We start from the raw sequence: 17,045 nt of genomic DNA, 5'->3' as shown, positions 1-17,045 counted from the left end.
GGTCCGAGGCGGCGGAAGCGGCCGGAGCGGCCACGGCCTCGGCGGCGCGGTCGGCGGGGTCGGCCGCCTTGCGGGCGGCCGTCTTGCGGGGCGTCCGGCCCCGCCCGCGCGGCGCGGCGGCCGGCTCGGGCGCCGGCGCCCGGTACACATATGCGCCCGACTTTTCATCGCGGCCGAACGCCAGCAGGCCGCGCGCCTGCGCTTCCTCGAGCAGGTTGCCGAACGCGCGGAAGCCGTAATAGGACTCGCTGAAATCCGGCTTGCGGCGCTTGATGGCTTCTTTCAGCACCGAGGCCCAGATCTTGCCGCTGTCGCCGCGTTCCGCCACCAGGGCTTCGAAAGTCTCGACCGCGATCTCGATGCCCTGGGTGCGGCGCGCCTCCAGCTCTTCCTTGCGCTGCGGCTCGTCCTCGGCCGCGCGGCGCGCCGCGCCGTTCGGCTCGCGCGCGCTCGCCTTGGGTTCGAGGCGCGGCCGCTCGCGCACCAGGTCGTCGTAAAAGATGAACTCGTCGCAATTGGCGATCAGCAGGTCGGACGTCGAACGCTTGACCCCCACGCCGATCACCTGCTTGGCGTTCTCGCGCAGCTTGGACACCAGCGGCGAAAAGTCGGAATCGCCGCTGAGAATCACGAAGGTGTCCACATGCGACTTGGTATAGCAGAGGTCCAGCGCGTCGACCACCAGGCGGATGTCGGCGGAATTCTTGCCCGACTGGCGCACATGCGGAATCTCGATGAGTTCGAAATTGGCCTCGTGCATGGTGGCCTTGAACTCGCGGTAGCGGTCCCAATCGCAGTAGGCCTTCTTGACCACGATGCTGCCCTTGAGCAGCAGCCGCTCGAGCACGGGCTTGATATCGAAGCGCTGGTAATTGGCGTCGCGCACGCCCAATGCGACGTTCTCGAAGTCGCAGAAAAGCGCCATGTTGATGCTTTCCTGGGAAGCAGTCATAGTGGTCTCCAGATGATTGCCCCGACGATACACCCGAAAGGCGCGCGGGGGCCTTACAAAAGCGCGGGCCGGGCGGATAAACTCGGCGGACGATTCCGGCGCCCGCCGCCCTCTTCGCGGAGTTTCCATGCCCTACATGCTGCTCATCGTCGAACCCATCGGCCAGCGCGCCCAGCGCACCCCCGAGGCCGGCCGCGCCGCCTACGACGCCATGCTGCACTACGCGGAAGGCCTGCGCAGCCGGGGGCTGCTGCGGGACGCCCAGTCGCTCAAGTCGGAAACCGAAGGCGTGAAGCTGCAGGTGCGCGAGGGCCGCCAGCGCCTGCTGGACGGCCCCTATGCCGAAGCCAAGGAAATGATCGGCGGCTTCTTCCTGCTCGATTGCGCCACGCGCGACGAAGCCGTGGCCATCGCGGCCGAATGCCCGGCCGCCCAATGGGCCACGGTCGAAATCCGCGAACTCGGCCCCTGCTTCGCCTGACGAGCCGGCCTGGTCCTAGGGGTTTTCCCTGATGCCGGGGATTTTCTGTCGAATTCCCGGCCGCCGCATCGTCGTGTGCATGACGGCCGCCCGCGGCTCGTCCCTTCCCCACCGGAGACCCGTCATGCGATTCATGATTCTCGTAAAAGCCAATGCCGATACAGAGGCAGGCATTCTGCCCGACGATGCGCTGTTCGCCGAAATGGCCGCCTATCACGAAGAGCTGGCCAAGGCCGGCGCGCTGCTGGACGCGTCCGGCTTGCAGCCGAGCTCGGCCGGCTGGCGCATCTGCTACGCCGACGGCAAGCGCACCGTTGTCGACGGGCCGTTCACCGAGTGCCGCGAATTGATCGCCGGCTACACGGTGATCCAGGCCCGCTCGCGCGAAGAAGCGCTGGAATGGACGCGGCGCTTTCCCGCCCCCATGGGCCAGGGCGTCACGGCCGAGATCGAAGTCCGTCCGCTGTACGACGTCGACGACCTGGCTGCCGGCCGCCCCTCGGCCGCGCGCCTGCGCGCGCTCGACCTGCAATGACCGCGCGGCCCGCCGCGCTCCCGCCATACCCTTCCATCCAGAGAGTAGAGAGAATCATCATGCACAAACAGATCTTCGTGAATCTCGCCGTAACCGACCTGCAGAAGTCCATGGCCTTCTTCCGGCAACTGGGCCTGGACTTCGACCCGCGCTTCACCGACCAGAACGCGGCCTGCCTGGTGCTGGGGGAAAACCTCTTCGCCATGCTGCTGACGCGCGAATATTTCAAGACCTTCGTCAACAAGCCGCTGTGCGACCCGAAGCAGAGCACCGAAGTGCTGGTGTGCCTGTCGTGCGAAAGCCGCGCCGAGGTCGACGACCTGGTCGCGCGCGCCGTGGCCGCGGGCGGCTCGACCCCGCGCGAGCCGCAGGACTACGGCTTCATGTACGGACATGCGTTCGAAGACCTGGACGGCCATATCTGGGAACTGATGTACATGGACCCCAACGCCGAGATCCTGCAGCAATGAGCTCGCGCGATGCCGTCCACCGGGCCATCGAGGCGGTCTGGCGCATCGAGTCGGCCAAGGTCATCGCCGGCGTGGCGCGGCTGGTGCGCGACGTCGGCCTGGCCGAGGAACTGGCGCAGGACGCGCTGGTCACCGCACTGGAACGCTGGCCCGGCGACGGCATTCCCGACAATCCGGGAGCCTGGCTGATGACCGCCGCCAAGAACCGCGCCCTGGACCGCCTGCGCCAGGATGCGCTGCACGCGCGCAAGCACGAGCAGCTCGGCCGCGAGATGGACGCGCAGCAGGCCCACGTCGAGCCGGACTTCGTCGACGCGCTGGACGCCGCGCGGCAGGACGAGATCGGCGACGACCTGTTGCGGCTGGTGTTCACCGCCTGTCATCCGGTGCTGTCCACCGAAGCGCGCGTGGCCCTCACGCTGCGCCTGCTGGGCGGCTTGCGCACCGACGAGATCGCGCGCGCCTTCCTGGTGTCGGAATCGACCATCGCGCAGCGCATCGTGCGCGCCAAGCGCACCCTGCGCGAGGCCCGCGTGCCGTTCGAAGTGCCGCGCGGCGCCGCGCTGGCCGAGCGGCTGGCCTCGGTGCTGGAGGTGATCTACCTGATTTTCAACGAAGGCTACGCCGCCACGGCGGGCGACGACTGGATGCGCCCGGCGCTGTGCGACGAGGCGCTGCGGCTGGGCCGCATCCTGGCCGAATTGGCGCCGCACGAAAGCGAAGCGCACGGCCTGGTGGCGCTGATGGAGATCCAGGCCTCGCGCCTGGCCGCCCGCGTGGACGCCGACGGCCGGCCGGTGTTGCTGATGGACCAGGACCGCGCCCGCTGGGATCCGCTGCTGATCCGCCGCGGCCTGGCGGCGCTGCAGCGCGCCGAGGCGCAAGGCGGCGAACTGGGGCCGTACGCGCTGCAAGGCGCGCTGGCGGCCTGCCATGCGCGCGCCGCGCGCCCCGAAGACACCGACTGGGCGCGCATCGTGGCCCTGTACGACGCGCTCGCGCGCGTGGCGCCGTCGCCGGTGGTCGAGCTGAACCGCGCCGTGGCGGTCGGCATGGCCTATGGGCCGCAGGCCGGCCTGGCCCTGGCCGATGCGCTCGCCAACGAGCCCATCCTGGCCAACTACCACCTGCTGCCGAGCGTGCGCGCCGACTTCCTGGCGAAACTGGGGCGTCGCGAGGAAGCCAGCGCGGAATTCCAGCGCGCCGCCGGCATGGCGCGCAATGCCCGCGAACGCGAATTGCTGCTGGCGCGCGCCCGGACGCTGAATTCCTGATCCGCCTCGTAACGCTCCGTAACGCGGCGGCCCAGCCGGCCGACACATGCGCAAACATCGCAAAACTTGAACCGCCCGGGCCGGTCTTGTCATGATGGAACGTACGCATCAACCCGATCAAGGAGGCTTCATGCCGCGTTCGACCCATGCTTTTTTCGCCGCCGCCATACTGGCCGCCAGCCTCTCGCCCGCCGCCGCCCTGGCGCAGCAGAACGCGCCCGCGGCCCAGCCGCCGGCCCAGATGCAGCCGGCCATCAAGCCGACCGACGCGCAACTGCAGAAGTTCGCCAGCGCCTCGCAGAAGGTCGCCATGGTGGCCGAGGAATACCGCCCCAAGCTGCAAGCCGCCAAGGACGATAGCGCGCGCGAAAAGGTCTATCGTGAAGCGGACGAGAAAATGGTCAGCATGGTGCATGCCGACGGCCTGACCGTGGATGAATTCAACGGCATCGGCCAGGCCATCGAGCAAGATCCACAACTGCGCCAGCGCGTGATCGACATGGCCAAGCAGAACGCGCCGGCCGGCGCGCCCCGCTAGGCGCATCACCGCTGGGCGCCCGGCGCCGGCCCCGGCCCGCAGGGCCGGCAGGGCGCGCCCGGGCGCCGGCCGCGCCGCCCCGGGTGCCGCGCGCCAGCCGGCACAGCGGCGCAAATCGCCCATTTTTCGTCCGTTATCCGCCGATTGGCTGAGGCCCGCGCTGCCTAGAATGGCCCATTCCCGCATCGGGACACGCGCAAGGCCCAGCACACATGAACCCTTCCACCCTCATCGGCGCCGCGGTCGCGCTGGCGACGCTGGCGGCCGCCCTGGCCTCGTCGGCCACCGATCCCGCCCTTTACGTCAACCTGCCCGGCCTGGCGGTAGTGCTGGGCGGCACCTGCGCCGCGCTGTTCATCAGTTATCCGCTGCGCGAAGTCACGCGCGTATTCGCGCTGGTGCGCACGGTGTTCCGCAGCGAGCAGCTGGACTTCCGCCACGACATCGACGAACTGGCCACCCTGGCGCAACTCTGGATGAACGACGACGTGCGCAAGGTGGAAGAAGCCTTGCAAAAGGTCTCGAACCCGTTCCTGCGCACCGGCGTGCAGCTGGTCATCGACCACACGCCTGAAGACCAGATCGTCGAGCTGCTGCAATGGCGCATCGCCCGGCTGCGGGCGCGCGAACATGCCGAGGCGCAGATGTTCCGCATCATGGCGGGTTTCGCGCCGGCCTTCGGCATGCTGGGCACGCTGGTCGGCCTGATCAACCTGATGACGGTGCTGGGCGGCGGCGACATGGTGCTGATCGGCCAGCAGCTCGCCGTGGCGCTGATGACCACCTTCTACGGCATCCTGCTGGCCAACCTGATCTGCAAGCCCATTGCCGTCAAGCTCGAGCGCCGCACCGAGCAGCGCCTGATGCTGATGAACATGGTGCTGCAGGGCATCGCGATGATGTGCGCGCGGCGCGGCCCCGCCGTGGTGCGCGAGACGCTGAACTCGTTCATGATGCACATCGAGGACGAAGTGCGCGACAACGGCCGCCCCGGCCCCGCCGCGGCCGCCCAGGCGCCGGCCCGCCAGCCGGGCGGCGCGCCGCTGGCGCGCGCCGCCGCGGCCCGCTCATGAGCCTGGCCGATCGCGTCGAAGCCCTGCGCCGCCAGCACCGGCGCGAGGCGCGTCCGCGTGGCGGCGCGCTCGACGGCCAGCCGGCCCTGCATGCCGGCGGCCGTTTCGCGCGCTGGCATGTGCCCGAGACCGTCGAAGCGGAATCGGACAGCTGGCTGCTGACCTATCTGGACTTGATCACCCTGCTGCTGGCCATGCTGGTGGTGCTGCTGGGCGTGGCGAAGATGCAGCGCGAACCCGAGCCACCGGCCGCGCCGGTGGAATTGGTGGGCTCGCTGGATGCGGGCGCGGCCGCGTCGGCGCTGCGCGCCGCGCTCGGCAACGGCCTGGGCGAACATGACGCGCCGGTCATTCCGGCCGCCTGGGCTACGGCGCCGGAACCCCGCGAGACGCCGCTCGCCGCCCAGCCGCCCGCCCCGCCCGCTGACGCCGCCGCGGCCGATGCGCCGGCCGCCGCGGCGCCGCCGGCGCCCTCGATCGCCGAACTGGGCCTGGATGACCTGGGCGACGGCGTGGACGTGATCGTCAACGAGAAATCCATCAGCTTCCGCATCAGCAACGAACTGCTGTTCCCGTCGGGCCAGGCGATCCTCAGCCCGTCCGGCCTGGGCGTGATCCAGCGCATGGCCACGGTCATCAACCGCAGCCGGGACTACCCGGTGTCGGTCGAAGGCCATAGCGACACCGTGCCGATCCAGACCCGCCAGTTCCCGTCGAACTGGGAGCTGTCGGCCAGCCGCGCCACCAGCGTGCTGCGCGCACTGGTCCGCGACGGCGTCGACCCGGCGCGCCTGCGCGCGGTCGGCTATGCCGACACCCATCCGATCGCCGCCAACGATACGGCCGCCGGCCGCGCCGCCAACCGGCGCGTCGAACTCATCATGGAGATCACCCCGCGCCGCGCCGCCGCGACGCCCGGACCGGCGCCCGGCACGGCCGCAGCCGGGCAGGGTTAGCCTGGCGCTGCCGACCCGCCGAGCAGCGGCGCGCCGGCATAGGCCTGCGCCAGCGCCAGCCCCACCAGGCCGGCGTACGCGGCGGCGCCCAGCGCCATCGCCGCCAGCGCGCCGCGCCCGCCCCGGCGCGCCAGCCAACACCCCAGGCACGGCAGCGCCTGCTGCGCATGTACGCCGAGGAAGTGCGCCACGCGCAGGTCGCCGCCAGTGGTGGACCAGCCGGTCAGCGGCAAGCCCGGGCTGGCCGGGCCGACCAGCGGCCCGCCATGCAGGCTGATCGCAATGCCGACGCCGGCGCCCGCGACGAAGGTCAGCAGCAGTCCCAGCACCGCGCCCAGGCGGTAGGCCGGCGCCATGCCGGCGGCGTGGCGCCAGAGCTGGTGCGCCACCGGCAGCGCGGTGCCGGTGAACAGCAGCGCGGCCAGGCCCATCAGGTTGAACATCAGTGCATGGAAAGGCGTATCGGCGTTGAAATGCGAGGCCTGCCCCAGCGCCCCCTGCCAGGTGATGTAGACGGCCTCGAACAGCCCCGTGGCCAGCACGGTCCAGACGGTCGCGCGCAGCAGCGGCGTGCGGCGCCGCCCGGCCGGCAACTCGCCGATCAGCCACGCCAGGGTCCATGCGTACAAGCCGATGGACGCCATGAACTTCAGGGGCTTGGCCCACACGTCCACCCCGCCCAGGGTGCGCGGATCGACCATCGCGGCAATCGCCGCCGGCAGCATGGCGGCCAGCAGTACCGCGCCGAACAGCGCCAGCGCGCGCTGGCGGCGCAGCAACTCGCGCCAGCCGCGCCACGCCGCCGGCATGGCGCGCAAACCGAAGAACGCCAGCAGGCCCGCCGGCCCGAACCACAGCGTCAGCGCGAAACAGGGCACCAGCAACCCGCGCGGCATGCCGATGCGCATGCCTTCGCGCGCGATCCAGGTGCCGACGAACAGATCGAAGGCCAGGTAGTGATACCAGCCGGCCGTCAACAGGCCCGGATGGCCGAACAGCGCGCGCACGGCGTCCAGCGAACCGTAGCCGCCCGCCGCGCCCGGCCAATAGCTCAGCATCAGGGCCAGGTACAGCAACGCCAGCGCGCCTGGAACGATCCAGCCGGTCACCAGCCAGACGGCCGGCCGCAGCCGGTCCAGCCAGGGCGAGACCGCCAATGCCGCCCAGGCCGGCAGCGCGAGGGATCCGCCTGCGCTGAACAAAGTTTCGAACATGGTTTGCGCCCTCGATCTAAACGCCGTTTAGATAAGTTAGCATTGACGCTGAACAATGTAAAGATCGCGCCCCCCGCCCCCAATGCCCAGACCGAAACCCACCTCCACGCCGGCCTATCACCACGGCGCGCTGCGCGCCGCGCTGATCGACGCCACCGAGGCCATCCTGGCCGAGCGCGGCCTGGAAGGCTTCACCCTGCGCGAGGCGGCGCGGCGGGTGAATGTCTCGCCGGCCGCGCCGCTGCACCATTTCGGCAGCGTCGCCGGCCTGCTGACGGAAGTGGCCATCCTGGGCTTCGAGGCGCTCACCCGCTACCAGCGCGAAGGCGCCCGCGCCGGCGGCGACGATCCGGCGGCCCGGCTGCGTGCGCAGGGCCTGGGCTACCTGCGCTTCGCGCTGGCCTACCCGGCGCGCTTCCAGCTCATGTTCCGCAAAGACCGCCTGACCGACGATCCGCGCCTGCTCGCCGCCGGCCAGGCCGCTTTCGCGGAACTGGAGAACGCCATCCGCGCCTATACAGCCTTCCCGGCCGGCCAGCCGCTCGATGCCGCGACGCACGCGCTGCTGCTGGGCGCCTGGTCCACGGTGCACGGCTTCGCCCACCTGGCGCTGGACGGCAAGCTCGACGCGCCGGGCGGCCCGCGCGCCGACGCCGCCACGCTCGAAGGCACGCTGCGCCGCATCCTGGAACACGGCTGGCCATGAACGCCGCGACCCGCGCCATGCCGGGCGTTCCGGTCGCATTCGAAGATGCGCGCGACCGCGCCGAATTCCGCCAGTGCGCGCAGCGGCCCGGCATCGAGCTGTACCGCGCGCACATCGTGCGCCACGCGTTCGAGCCGCACACGCACGCCGCCTTCGGCCTGGGCGCCATCGAATCGGGAGCCGAACGGTTCCGCTATTGCGGCGCCGACCACCTGGCGCCGCCCGGGTCGCTGGTGCTCATGAATCCCGACGAGCTGCATACCGGGCGCGCCGAAACCCCGGGCGGCTGGCGCTACCGCATGGTGTACCTCGACCCGCAGGTCGCCGAGCGGGTCAGCGGCGAACCAGGCTGGTGGTTCCGCGACGCGGTGCGCCATGACCCGGCGACCGCCCGCCGCGTCACCGCCCTGCTCGATGCCCTGTGGCAAGCCGACGAGCCGCTCGCCTTCGACAGCCTGCTTTACGAACTGCTGGCGGCGTTGCGGCCGCACGCGCAGGCAGCCCGCGCCGCTCCGGCCGAGGCGGCGGCGCGCTTCGCGCCGGTGCTCGATTACCTGCGCGCCCATCTGGCGCGTCGCCTGACGCTGGACGAACTGGCGCGCGTGGCGGGCCTGAGCCCGTTCCATTTCCTGCGCCGCTTCCGCGCGCAATATCACGTCACGCCGCAGCAGATGCTCATGGCGCTGCGCCTGTTCGAAGCCAAGCGGCTGCTGGCGGCCGGCACGCCGCCGGCCCAGGCCGCGGCGGCCACCGGCATGGCCGACCAGGCGCACCTGACGCGCGCCTTCGCGCGCCGCTACGGCGTGACGCCGGCCCGCTACCAGCGCCAGGTGCGGGGCTGAGCCGCGCATCCGCACCGCAATCTGGTACAAGACGGCGGCGCGCGCGCCATCTAGACTGGCATGCCCTGTTGGATCGCCCCTCGCCATGTGGACCGGAACCTTATACGCACTTGCCGCCGGCCTGATGTGGGGCCTGGTGTTCGTGGGCCCGCTGCTGCTGCCCGACTACCCCGCCACCCTGCAATCGGTCGGCCGCTACCTGGCCTTCGGCCTGATCGCCCTGCCGCTGGCCTGGCTCGACCGTGCCGCGCTGCGGCGGCTGTCGCGCGCCGACTGGCTCGAAGCCGTCAAGCTGGCCGCGATCGGCAACCTGCTGTATTACCTGTGCCTGGCCAGCGCCATCCAGCGCGCCGGGGGCCCGCTGCCCACCATGATCATCGGCACGCTGCCGGTGGTGATCGCCATATGCGCCAACCTGCGCGATGCGCGGCGCGACGGCCGCCTGCCGTGGCGCCGGCTGGCGCCCTCGCTGGCGCTCATCGCGCTGGGCATCGGCTGCGTCAACCATGTCGAGCTGCAGGCGCTGCGCGCCGATCCCGACGCTGATGCCATGCGCTATGCCAGCGGCGCGGCGCTGGCGGTCGTCGCGGTGATCTGCTGGACCTGGTATCCCCTGCGCAATGCCGACTGGCTGCGCAGCCATCCCGACCGGCGGCCGCATACCTGGGCCACCGCCCAGGGCGTGGCTACCCTGCCGCTGGCGCTGGCCGGCTACGGGCTGTTGTGGCTGGGCATGACCCTGGCCGGCAGTTCCTTCCCCATGCCGTTGGGGCCGCGCGCCAGCACCTTCCTCGCGCTGATGGCCGCCATCGGGCTGTTCGCGTCCTGGCTCGGCACGCTGTGCTGGAACCAGGCCAGCCAGCGCCTGCCCACGGCCCTGGCGGGCCAGCTGATCGTGTTCGAAACACTCGCCGCCCTGGCCTATGCGTTCATGCTGCGCGGCCAGATTCCGGCGCCGCTGACGCAATTGGGCATCGCGCTATTGGTCCTGGGCGTGCTGCGCGCCACCCGGCTCAGGCCCGAACCGGCCGGCCAGCCGGCATGAAGCGCCCCGGTCAGCCCGGCGCGCCCGCGCCGGGACGCTCGCCGATCTGCTGGCGCCACATGGCGTAGTACAGGCCGGTGCGGGCCAGCAGTTCGGCATGCGTGCCGCTTTCCACGACGCGCCCCTTTTCCAGCACGAAAATCGTATCCGCGTGCATGATGGTCGATAGCCGGTGCGCGATCAGGATGGTGATCTGCCGCCGGCTGGCGGAGATGCGCCGCACCGTATCCGAGATCTGTTCTTCGGTCAGCGAATCCAGCGCCGAGGTCGCCTCGTCGAAGATCAGCAGGCGCGGCTGGCGGATCAGCGCGCGGGCAATCGACAGGCGCTGCTTTTCGCCGCCCGACAGCTTCAGGCCCATTTCGCCGATGCGGGTGTCCAGGCCGTCGGGCGACTTGTCCAGCAGGTAGGCGCAGGCCGCTTGCTCCATGGCGGCCACGATCTCGGCATCGGTGGCATCGGCCTTTACCAGCCGGATGTTCTCGCGCAGCGTGCCGGCGAACAGGTAGGGTTCCTGCGTGACCAGGCCCACCTGGCGGCGCGCCCGGTTATAGCGCAGCACTTTGGTGGAGATATCGTTGTAGAACACCTCGCCCACTGCGGGCGTATACAGCCCCAGCAACAGCTTGACCAGCGTGGACTTGCCGGAGCCCGACGGGCCCACGAACGCGATGGTGTCGCCCAGGCCCGCCGAGAACGACACGCCGTCCAGGGCGTTGTCGGCCGCCCCCTTGTGGCGGAACGCCACGCCGGCGAACCGCACCCGCTCGATCGGGCCGCAGTCCTGCGGCGATTCGGGACGGCGGTCGATCGGCTTGCGCATCAGCGCGTCGAAGCTGGACAGCGAGGCCTCGGCCTCGCGATACGCCAGGATGATGTTGCCCAGCTCCTGTAGCGGCGCGAAGATGGCCACCGAGATGAATTGCATGGCGATCAGCTCGCCCGTGCTGAGCACGTCGCGGAAAATCAGCCACAACAGCGCGAACAGGATGGCCAGCTTCAACAGGCTGAGCGTCACCCCCTGCAGGAACGACAGCAGGCGGATGCGCTTGACCTTGCGCATCTCGAGCTCGAAGATGCGCACCGTCTGCGCCTGCAGGCGGCGGATCTCGGGAAACGTCAGCCCCAGGCTCTTGATCAGTTCGATATTGCGCAGCGACTCGGCGATGAAACCCGAACTGCGGTTGGTCTCGCGCACAATGGAGCGCTGCTGGGTCTTGATCTCGCGGCTCAGCAGCCCGGTCAGCCCGCCCAGGACCAGCACGCCGATCAGGAACACCGGCACCAGCAGCCAATGGCGCGTCACGGCATACCACACCAGGAACCCCATGCCCACCAGCGCGGCGAAGACCGTGTTGATGAAGGCATTGATGAAGCGCTCGCTGTCGGCGCGCACCTTCTGCAGCAGCGACAGCGTCTCGCCGCTGCGCAGGTCCTCGAATTCCTGGAACTTCAGTCGCAGCGCCTGGCGCAGTCCGTCGTTGAACAGCTGGGTGCCGAACTTCTGCACCACCAGCCGCGTCACGTATTCCTGCAGGGCCTTGGCCAGCCGCGACAGCACCGCCACCAGCACCGCCAGCGCCAGCAGCCCCAGCACGCCCGAGACCAGTTCGTCGTCGCTCTTGCCGGCGCGGTTGATCGCATACTCGTCGATGATGCGGCCGAAGATGATCGGATCGATCAGCGCCAGGACCTGGCTGGCGGCGGCCAGCACCAAGGCCAGCACGGCCAGCCGGCCGTGCGGGCGCAGATAGGCCCACAGGATGCGCATGGGCTCAGTAATGCGGCGGCAGCTCGTCGCGCAGGCTGCGCGGGCCGGCGCCGTCGGGCATCTGCTGGCGCAGTTCCGCCAGCTCGCGCAACAGGCGCTCGATCTGCTGCTGCTGCCGGTAGACGGTCTGGTTGAGCTGGTCGAGCATGTCGTCGGCCAGGCCCAGCTTGATCTCCAGGTCGGTCAGGCGCTTGTCGATATCGGGGGAAGTATTCATGGGTTCACAACATGATGGAGATCAGGCGCGCGCCAGCCGGCTGCGCGGCAGGCCGGCCGAATCGAAATTGGAGGGTGCCAGCCAGGCCTGCAGCGCATCCCGCCGCCCCGGCCATTCGTCGGCCAGCATCGAATGCCAGGCAATGTCGCCGCGGCGGCCCTTCACGTTGACGACCGAGCGCCACACGCCTTCCGGCTTGAACCCGTAACGCTGCGCCGAGGCCATGGACGCGGCGTTGTCGGCCAGGCAGCGCCATGCCACGCGCCGGTAACCCAGCCCATCGAAAGCATAGCGCAGCAACAGAAAGACGGCCTCCGTGCCGGCCCGGCTACGCTGTAATGCCGTACTGAACCAGATGCTTCCCAACTCCAGCGCCGCGTCTTCCGGGCAGATGTCGCACAGTGAAAGCCACCCTCGCGCGCGCCCATCCGGCAATGGGCAAACGGCCCAGAACGGCTGGTGCGAACGGTTCGCCAGGGCGCGCACCTGGTCGCGCAATGCATCGCGGTCCGGGAACGGCCCATAGCGCAGATAGTGCCAGGATGTATCGGCGCCCTCGGCACAACGCCACAGTTCATCGACATGGGAGTCGGCCAAGGGTTCGAGCACCACCGCGCTGCCGGCCAATGGCACGCGCTGCGGAAAAGGAGCCGCGTTCACGTCACCGGCCCCGGGTTGAACAGGGCCAGGGCATTGTGCAGTTTCAGTTTCTCGGCGCAGGTCTGGCGCTTGCCGCTGGCCACCTCCAGCATCAGGTGGAACAGTTGCCAGCCGACTTCCTCGATGGTGGCCTCGCCGGTGGCGATGCGGCCGGCGTCGACGTCCATCAGGTCGTGCCAGCGCCGCGCCAGGTCGCTGCGCGTGGCCACCTTGATCACCGGCACCTGGGCCAGGCCGTAGGGCGTGCCGCGCCCGGTGGTGAACACGTGCAGGTTCATGCCGGCGGCCAGCTGCAGGGTGCCGCAGATGAAATCGCTGGCCGGGGTGGCGCAGAACACCAGCCCCTTCTGCGTGAGCTTCTCGCCTGGCGCGAGCACGCCGGAAATCGGCGCCGAACCCGATTTGACGATGGAGCCCATGGCCTTCTCGACGATGTTCGACAGGCCGCCCTTCTTGTTGCCGGGCGAGGTATTGGCGCTGCGGTCCGCCATGCCGTTCTGCAGGTAGCGGTCGTACCAGTCCATCTCGCGCACCAGCGCCTCGGCCACCGCCGGCGTGGCGGCGCGCGCGGTAAGCTGGTCGATGCCGTCGCGCACCTCGGTGTTCTCGGAGAACATCACCGTGCCGCCGGCGCGCACGATGAGGTCGGCCGCGAACCCCACCGCCGGGTTGGCGGTCAGGCCGGAAAACGCGTCGCTGCCGCCGCACTGCACCCCCACCACCAGGTCCGACACCGGACAGGGCTCGCGCCGCCGGCGATCCAGGATGGCCAGGTGCTTTTCGGCGGTGCGCATGATGGCCTCGATCATCGAGCCGAAGCCGACGTTTTCGTCGTCCTGCAGACAGACGGTGTCCACTTCGTCGTCCATGCCCGCGCCGGCGGCGATGGGGATGGTGCCGGCCGGCATCAGGCGGCCGGGCTGCAGTTTTTCGCAACCCAGGCTGACCATCATGGCGGTGCCGCCGAAGTTGGGATTGCGGCTGATGTTGCGCAAGGTGCGGATCGGCACCGCCGCACCGGGCGCGTCGATCGCCACGCCGCAGCCGTAGGTGTGCTCCAGGCCCACCACGTCGTCGACATTGGGATAGCGCGGCAGCAGCTCGGCCTTGATGCGCGCCACGGCATGCTCGACCACGCCCTGCACGCACTGCACGGTGGTGGTGATGGCCAGGATGTTGCGCGTGCCGGCCGAACCGTCGGGATTGCGGTAGCCCATGAAGGTGTAGCCTTCCAGCGGCGGCAGCTCGGGCGCCGGCCGGGTGGCCATGGGCAGGTCATCCAGCGGGCGGGCGGCGGGCATGGTGGTGACTTGTTCATTGACCCAGCTGCCGCGCGGCAGCACCCGCGCCGCATAGCCGACCGTCACGTTGTAGCGCACCACCGCATCGCCCTCGGCCAGATCGCGCAGCGCCACCTTGTGGCCCTGCGGCACGTGTTCGCGCAAGACCAGCCCGTCGGCCAGCTCGGCGCCGGCGGGCAGGCCGTCATCATTGACGATGATGGCGACGTTGTCGGCTTCGTGGACTTTGATATACAGCGGACGGGTAGCGACTGTCATGTTGCGGGTCCTGGATACGCGGGCGGCACCACGCCGCCGATGCGCCATTATCGCAGCTGTCGCGCGCGCGACAGGCCGGCGGAATTTCGCCGCAATGAACGGGATGCGGCCGCCCCGGCCGGCCGCTAGCATGGCCTCCCCGTCCATGCCCGCCCACGCCTCATGCCGCTGCCCGCCCGCCGACCGCTCGCGCCATTCCGCCGCCTGGCCCTGTCCAACCTGTGCGCGCAGTTTTCCGAACAACTGGCGCTGGCGGCCGCGCCGCTGGTCGCGGTGTTGGCATTGGGCGCCAGCGCCGCGCAGACCGGCTATCTGCAGACCGCGCAGACCCTGCCCTTTTTATTGCTGTCCTTGCCCGCCGGCGTACTGGCCGACCGGGTTTCGCGGCGCAGCCTCATGGCGGCGGCCGAAGCCCTGCGCGCGCTATCGCTGCTGGGCCTGCTGGGGCTGTGGTGGCTGGACCGCCTGGACCTGGCGTGGCTGGCGGCGCTGGGCTGCATCGGCGCCATCGGCACGGTGGCCTACAGCGTGGCGGCGCCGGCCTTGCTGCCGACGCTGGTGCCCGCCGCGGCCCTCGCGGCGGCCAACCGTTGGCTGGAACTGGCTCGCAGCATCGCCTTTGCCGCCGGACCGGCCGTGGGCGGCGCGCTGCTGGGCGCGCTGGGCGCCTCGGCCGCCTACGCATTGGCGGTCGCCCTGTCGCTACTGGCGGCGGGCCTGCTGGCCGGCCTGCCGCGCCAGCCTGCATCTGCGCGCGCCCGCCTACACCCGCTACGCGAGCTGGCGGAAGGCGCGCGCTTCGTCGCGGCGCACCCCTTGCTGCGGCCGGTGCTGATCACGGCGGTATTCTTCAATACGGCATGGTTCCTGCTGCAGGCCGTCTATGTGGCGTATGCCGTCGACCATCTGGGCCTGGACGCCGCGCAAGTCGGCCTGACGCTGGGCATCTATGGTGTCGGCATGGTGGCCGGCGCCCTGCTCGCGCCGGCCTTGTCGCGCCGGCTGCCGTTCGGGGCGCTGGTCGGGGCGGGCCCGCTGGCGGCCCTGGCCGCCGCCCTGCTGATGCTGACCACCCTGGCGTGGCCCTCGGGCCTGCTGGCCGGCGCGGCCTTCTTCCTGTTCGGCGCCGGGCCGATCCTGTGGACGATCGCCACGACCACGCTGCGCCAGGCGGTCACACCGAACGCGCTGCTGGGCCGCGTCTCGGCCACGATCCTGGCGGCGTCGTTCGGCGCGCGCCCGCTCGGCGCGGCTCTCGGCGCGGCGCTGGCGGCACGCTATGGCGCCGCGGCCTGCCTGTGGGCCATGGCCGTGGGCTTCGTGCTGCAATTCGGTGTGCTGTTCGGCTCGCGCGTGCCCGCCCTGCGGCGTCAGCCCACGGCCGACCATGCCTGATCCCTGGCCGGGCCGGCGGGCGCGTCAGCGGCGGCTCTCCAGGCCCATGGCGATGCCCAGGGCCACGCCGATGCCGATGCCCATGGCGATGTTGTCCAGCGCGGCGCCGATGGCCGCGCCCAGGGCGATGCCGACGGCGAGCCAGGTTCCCTTGTTCATCTCGCCAGGATAGCACCGCGACGACGGCGCCGGCGGGCCGTTTCCGCTAGGCGTGGCGGTGCGCGTCGATCTTGCCCAGCAGCCATTGCAGGCCCGCCAGGTGCTGCTGGTCATGGCTGCAAAGATAGTGCACCAGGCTGCGCAGCGTCAGGGTGCCGTACCCCTCGAACTCCGCCGTGCGGGCCAGTTGCGTGTCGTCCAGGCCGGCCAGGAGTTCCAGCGTGCGCACGCGCGCCCCGCGGAACGCCGCCAGGGCCGCGTCCGCGTCGGCGCCGGCGTAGTCGCGTTCGATGGCCAGCGCATCGCCGTCCAGCGACACCAGCAGCGGATGCCGCTCTTGCAGGGTGCGGGACAGGCGCACGTGATAGCCGTCGATCTCGATATCGCGAACGTGGCATACCTGGCCGATGGGCGTGAACGGTTCGCTCGGCACGCCTTCCCAGGACGCCGGGCTCCAGTTGGCAAAACCGGCGGGCACGGCGGCGTAGAAGGCCGCGAAGCGGTCGGGGAACTCGCGCAGGGCAGTCAGCGTGGCGGTGTCGATCATGGCGGGACGGTCGAGTCAACGGCCGACCATGATAAGCCTCGCGCGCGCCCGGCGCACGCTTGTCCTTTACTCGGGCGCCACCTCGAACGCCGCGCCAGTCTCGAAGAAATTGCCGCCGGCAACGTAATGGATGCTGCGCGGACCGTCGGGCGCGAATTCCCAGTGCCCGTCGCGGAATACGCGAGGATCGGCCCAGGCCGCGACCACCTCGCCCAGGAACAGGTCGTAGCGGTCCTGGATGTGCGGCTCGGGAATCACCCGGCACTCCAGCCAGGCCAGGCAGCCGTCGAGCAGCGGCGCGCCGATCCGGCTGGCGGCGTCCATGGCCAGGCCGGGCAGGCCCGACTTGTCGCGCTCGCGCCCGGACACCGAACCGGCGGTCAGCGCCGCCGCGGCCGCGGCGCGCGACGGCACGTTCAAGGAAAACTCGCCCGAGGCTTCCACCAGTTCCCGGGTCAGCGTAGTGCGATCGATCACCACCGCGACCTTGGGCGGCGAAAAATCCAGGGGCATGGTCCAGGCCGCCGCCATGACATTGCGGCGCCCGGCGTGGGCGCTACCCACCAGCACGGTGGGACCGTGGTTGAGCAGGCGATAGCACTTGGCGAGTTCGACGGGCTGGCGCGGCGGGAGGGTCGACATGACGGTACG

General features: G+C 70.4%; 20 protein-coding genes. 11 read left to right on the top strand and 9 right to left on the bottom strand.

Annotation, left to right across the window (positions count from 1 at the left end; translation table 11 throughout):
- On the bottom strand, positions 1-952 hold a 952-nt coding region (locus CAL24_RS09225; RefSeq protein ID WP_249278506.1), incomplete at its 3' end, for an NYN domain-containing protein.
- A 127-nt stretch (positions 953-1,079) separates the two neighbouring features.
- Here CAL24_RS09225 and CAL24_RS09220 point away from each other — a divergent pair.
- The 7 genes from CAL24_RS09220 (at position 1,080) to CAL24_RS09190 (ending at position 6,279) form a co-directional block, all read left to right on the top strand.
- Positions 1,080-1,433, top strand: a complete 354-nt coding sequence (locus CAL24_RS09220) for a YciI family protein (protein ID WP_028353317.1) — start codon at positions 1,080-1,082, stop codon at positions 1,431-1,433.
- A gap of 124 nt (positions 1,434-1,557) precedes the next feature.
- A complete protein-coding gene (locus CAL24_RS09215; RefSeq protein ID WP_028353318.1) occupies positions 1,558-1,968 on the top strand; it encodes a YciI family protein in 411 nt (136 codons plus the stop codon).
- A 59-nt stretch (positions 1,969-2,027) separates the two neighbouring features.
- On the top strand, positions 2,028-2,438 hold the full coding sequence (locus CAL24_RS09210) for a VOC family protein (protein ID WP_028353319.1): 411 nt from the start codon (positions 2,028-2,030) through the stop codon (positions 2,436-2,438).
- A complete protein-coding gene (locus CAL24_RS09205) occupies positions 2,435-3,712 on the top strand; it encodes an RNA polymerase sigma factor (protein ID WP_094806473.1) in 1,278 nt (425 codons plus the stop codon). Before CAL24_RS09210 ends, CAL24_RS09205 begins: the two co-directional genes overlap by 4 nt.
- A gap of 130 nt (positions 3,713-3,842) precedes the next feature.
- Positions 3,843-4,250, top strand: a complete 408-nt coding sequence (locus CAL24_RS09200) for a DUF4168 domain-containing protein (RefSeq protein ID WP_028353321.1) — start codon at positions 3,843-3,845, stop codon at positions 4,248-4,250.
- Positions 4,251-4,462: 212 nt separating this feature from the next.
- Entirely contained in the window at positions 4,463-5,323 is an 861-nt protein-coding gene (locus tag CAL24_RS09195; RefSeq protein WP_094806472.1) for a motility protein A, read from the top strand.
- Positions 5,320-6,279, top strand: coding sequence for an OmpA/MotB family protein (locus tag CAL24_RS09190; RefSeq protein ID WP_094806471.1), 960 nt, complete (start codon positions 5,320-5,322; stop codon positions 6,277-6,279). Before CAL24_RS09195 ends, CAL24_RS09190 begins: the two co-directional genes overlap by 4 nt.
- Here CAL24_RS09190 and CAL24_RS24220 read toward each other — a convergent pair.
- A complete protein-coding gene (locus tag CAL24_RS24220) occupies positions 6,276-7,493 on the bottom strand; it encodes an ABA4-like family protein (protein ID WP_212591731.1) in 1,218 nt (405 codons plus the stop codon). The genes CAL24_RS09190 and CAL24_RS24220 overlap by 4 nt on opposite strands.
- An 82-nt stretch (positions 7,494-7,575) precedes the next feature.
- On the opposite strand from CAL24_RS24220, the gene CAL24_RS09180 reads away from it, so the two are divergent.
- The 3 genes from CAL24_RS09180 (at position 7,576) to CAL24_RS09170 (ending at position 10,086) form a co-directional block, all read left to right on the top strand.
- On the top strand, positions 7,576-8,199 hold the full coding sequence (locus tag CAL24_RS09180) for a TetR/AcrR family transcriptional regulator (protein WP_051439311.1): 624 nt from the start codon (positions 7,576-7,578) through the stop codon (positions 8,197-8,199).
- 17 nt (positions 8,200-8,216) lie between these two features.
- Complete coding sequence (locus CAL24_RS09175) at positions 8,217-9,041, top strand: AraC family transcriptional regulator (protein ID WP_028353324.1); 825 nt, start codon at positions 8,217-8,219, stop codon at positions 9,039-9,041.
- 85 nt (positions 9,042-9,126) lie between these two features.
- Complete coding sequence (locus CAL24_RS09170; protein WP_094806470.1) at positions 9,127-10,086, top strand: DMT family transporter; 960 nt, start codon at positions 9,127-9,129, stop codon at positions 10,084-10,086.
- Between the two features lie 10 nt (positions 10,087-10,096).
- Here CAL24_RS09170 and CAL24_RS09165 read toward each other — a convergent pair whose 3' ends face one another.
- Genes CAL24_RS09165 through garD form a run of 4 tightly spaced genes read right to left on the bottom strand, consistent with a single transcriptional unit; the run spans position 10,097 to position 14,293 of the window.
- Positions 10,097-11,857 carry an ABC transporter ATP-binding protein gene (locus tag CAL24_RS09165; protein ID WP_094806469.1) on the bottom strand — a complete coding sequence of 587 codons (1,761 nt, stop codon included), beginning with the start codon at positions 11,855-11,857 and terminating at the stop codon, positions 10,097-10,099.
- 4 nt (positions 11,858-11,861) lie between these two features.
- Positions 11,862-12,074 (bottom strand): SlyX family protein, encoded by a 213-nt coding sequence (locus tag CAL24_RS09160; protein ID WP_028353327.1) that lies wholly within the window; start codon positions 12,072-12,074, stop codon positions 11,862-11,864.
- 21 nt (positions 12,075-12,095) lie between these two features.
- Positions 12,096-12,707 carry a GNAT family N-acetyltransferase gene (locus tag CAL24_RS09155; RefSeq protein ID WP_432759286.1) on the bottom strand — a complete coding sequence of 204 codons (612 nt, stop codon included), beginning with the start codon at positions 12,705-12,707 and terminating at the stop codon, positions 12,096-12,098.
- Positions 12,708-12,730: 23 nt separating this feature from the next.
- Positions 12,731-14,293 (bottom strand): galactarate dehydratase, encoded by a 1,563-nt coding sequence (gene garD, locus CAL24_RS09150; protein WP_094806467.1) that lies wholly within the window; start codon positions 14,291-14,293, stop codon positions 12,731-12,733.
- Between the two features lie 162 nt (positions 14,294-14,455).
- Between garD and CAL24_RS09145 the strand changes: the two genes are divergently transcribed.
- A complete protein-coding gene (locus CAL24_RS09145; RefSeq protein ID WP_094806466.1) occupies positions 14,456-15,688 on the top strand; it encodes an MFS transporter in 1,233 nt (410 codons plus the stop codon).
- A 24-nt stretch (positions 15,689-15,712) separates the two neighbouring features.
- Here CAL24_RS09145 and CAL24_RS24420 read toward each other — a convergent pair whose 3' ends face one another.
- From CAL24_RS24420 to CAL24_RS09135, 3 genes are all read right to left on the bottom strand, one after another.
- Entirely contained in the window at positions 15,713-15,847 is a 135-nt protein-coding gene (locus CAL24_RS24420; protein WP_269321376.1) for a hypothetical protein, read from the bottom strand.
- A gap of 46 nt (positions 15,848-15,893) precedes the next feature.
- Entirely contained in the window at positions 15,894-16,391 is a 498-nt protein-coding gene (locus tag CAL24_RS09140) for a DinB family protein (protein WP_094806538.1), read from the bottom strand.
- Positions 16,392-16,460: 69 nt separating this feature from the next.
- Entirely contained in the window at positions 16,461-17,036 is a 576-nt protein-coding gene (locus tag CAL24_RS09135; protein WP_094806465.1) for a flavin reductase family protein, read from the bottom strand.
- Positions 17,037-17,045: the final 9 nt, after the last annotated feature.

The sequence above is a fragment of the Bordetella genomosp. 2 genome (genome assembly GCF_002261345.1).
Lineage (GTDB): Bacteria > Pseudomonadota > Gammaproteobacteria > Burkholderiales > Burkholderiaceae_B > Bordetella_A.
The sequence above is the reverse complement of the archived record's forward strand: the minus strand, read 5'-3'. Positions and strand labels throughout refer to the sequence as shown.

What these genes read in the sequence shown, in the direction of transcription:
- CAL24_RS09220 (WP_028353317.1), top strand. Translation starts at nt 1,080, where the DNA reads ATGCCCTACATGCTGCTCATCGTCGAACCCATCGGCCAGCGCGCCCAG.
- CAL24_RS09215 (WP_028353318.1), top strand. Translation starts at nt 1,558, where the DNA reads ATGCGATTCATGATTCTCGTAAAAGCCAATGCCGATACAGAGGCAGGC.
- CAL24_RS09210 (WP_028353319.1), top strand. Translation starts at nt 2,028, where the DNA reads ATGCACAAACAGATCTTCGTGAATCTCGCCGTAACCGACCTGCAGAAG.
- CAL24_RS09205 (WP_094806473.1), top strand. Translation starts at nt 2,435, where the DNA reads ATGAGCTCGCGCGATGCCGTCCACCGGGCCATCGAGGCGGTCTGGCGC.
- CAL24_RS09200 (WP_028353321.1), top strand. Translation starts at nt 3,843, where the DNA reads ATGCCGCGTTCGACCCATGCTTTTTTCGCCGCCGCCATACTGGCCGCC.
- CAL24_RS09195 (WP_094806472.1), top strand. Translation starts at nt 4,463, where the DNA reads ATGAACCCTTCCACCCTCATCGGCGCCGCGGTCGCGCTGGCGACGCTG.
- CAL24_RS09190 (WP_094806471.1), top strand. Translation starts at nt 5,320, where the DNA reads ATGAGCCTGGCCGATCGCGTCGAAGCCCTGCGCCGCCAGCACCGGCGC.
- CAL24_RS24220 (WP_212591731.1), bottom strand. Translation starts at nt 7,493, where the DNA reads ATGTTCGAAACTTTGTTCAGCGCAGGCGGATCCCTCGCGCTGCCGGCC.
- CAL24_RS09180 (WP_051439311.1), top strand. Translation starts at nt 7,576, where the DNA reads ATGCCCAGACCGAAACCCACCTCCACGCCGGCCTATCACCACGGCGCG.
- CAL24_RS09175 (WP_028353324.1), top strand. Translation starts at nt 8,217, where the DNA reads ATGCCGGGCGTTCCGGTCGCATTCGAAGATGCGCGCGACCGCGCCGAA.
- CAL24_RS09170 (WP_094806470.1), top strand. Translation starts at nt 9,127, where the DNA reads ATGTGGACCGGAACCTTATACGCACTTGCCGCCGGCCTGATGTGGGGC.
- CAL24_RS09165 (WP_094806469.1), bottom strand. Translation starts at nt 11,857, where the DNA reads ATGCGCATCCTGTGGGCCTATCTGCGCCCGCACGGCCGGCTGGCCGTG.
- CAL24_RS09160 (WP_028353327.1), bottom strand. Translation starts at nt 12,074, where the DNA reads ATGAATACTTCCCCCGATATCGACAAGCGCCTGACCGACCTGGAGATC.
- garD (WP_094806467.1), bottom strand. Translation starts at nt 14,293, where the DNA reads ATGACAGTCGCTACCCGTCCGCTGTATATCAAAGTCCACGAAGCCGAC.
- CAL24_RS09145 (WP_094806466.1), top strand. Translation starts at nt 14,456, where the DNA reads ATGCCGCTGCCCGCCCGCCGACCGCTCGCGCCATTCCGCCGCCTGGCC.
- CAL24_RS24420 (WP_269321376.1), bottom strand. Translation starts at nt 15,847, where the DNA reads ATGAACAAGGGAACCTGGCTCGCCGTCGGCATCGCCCTGGGCGCGGCC.
- CAL24_RS09135 (WP_094806465.1), bottom strand. Translation starts at nt 17,036, where the DNA reads ATGTCGACCCTCCCGCCGCGCCAGCCCGTCGAACTCGCCAAGTGCTAT.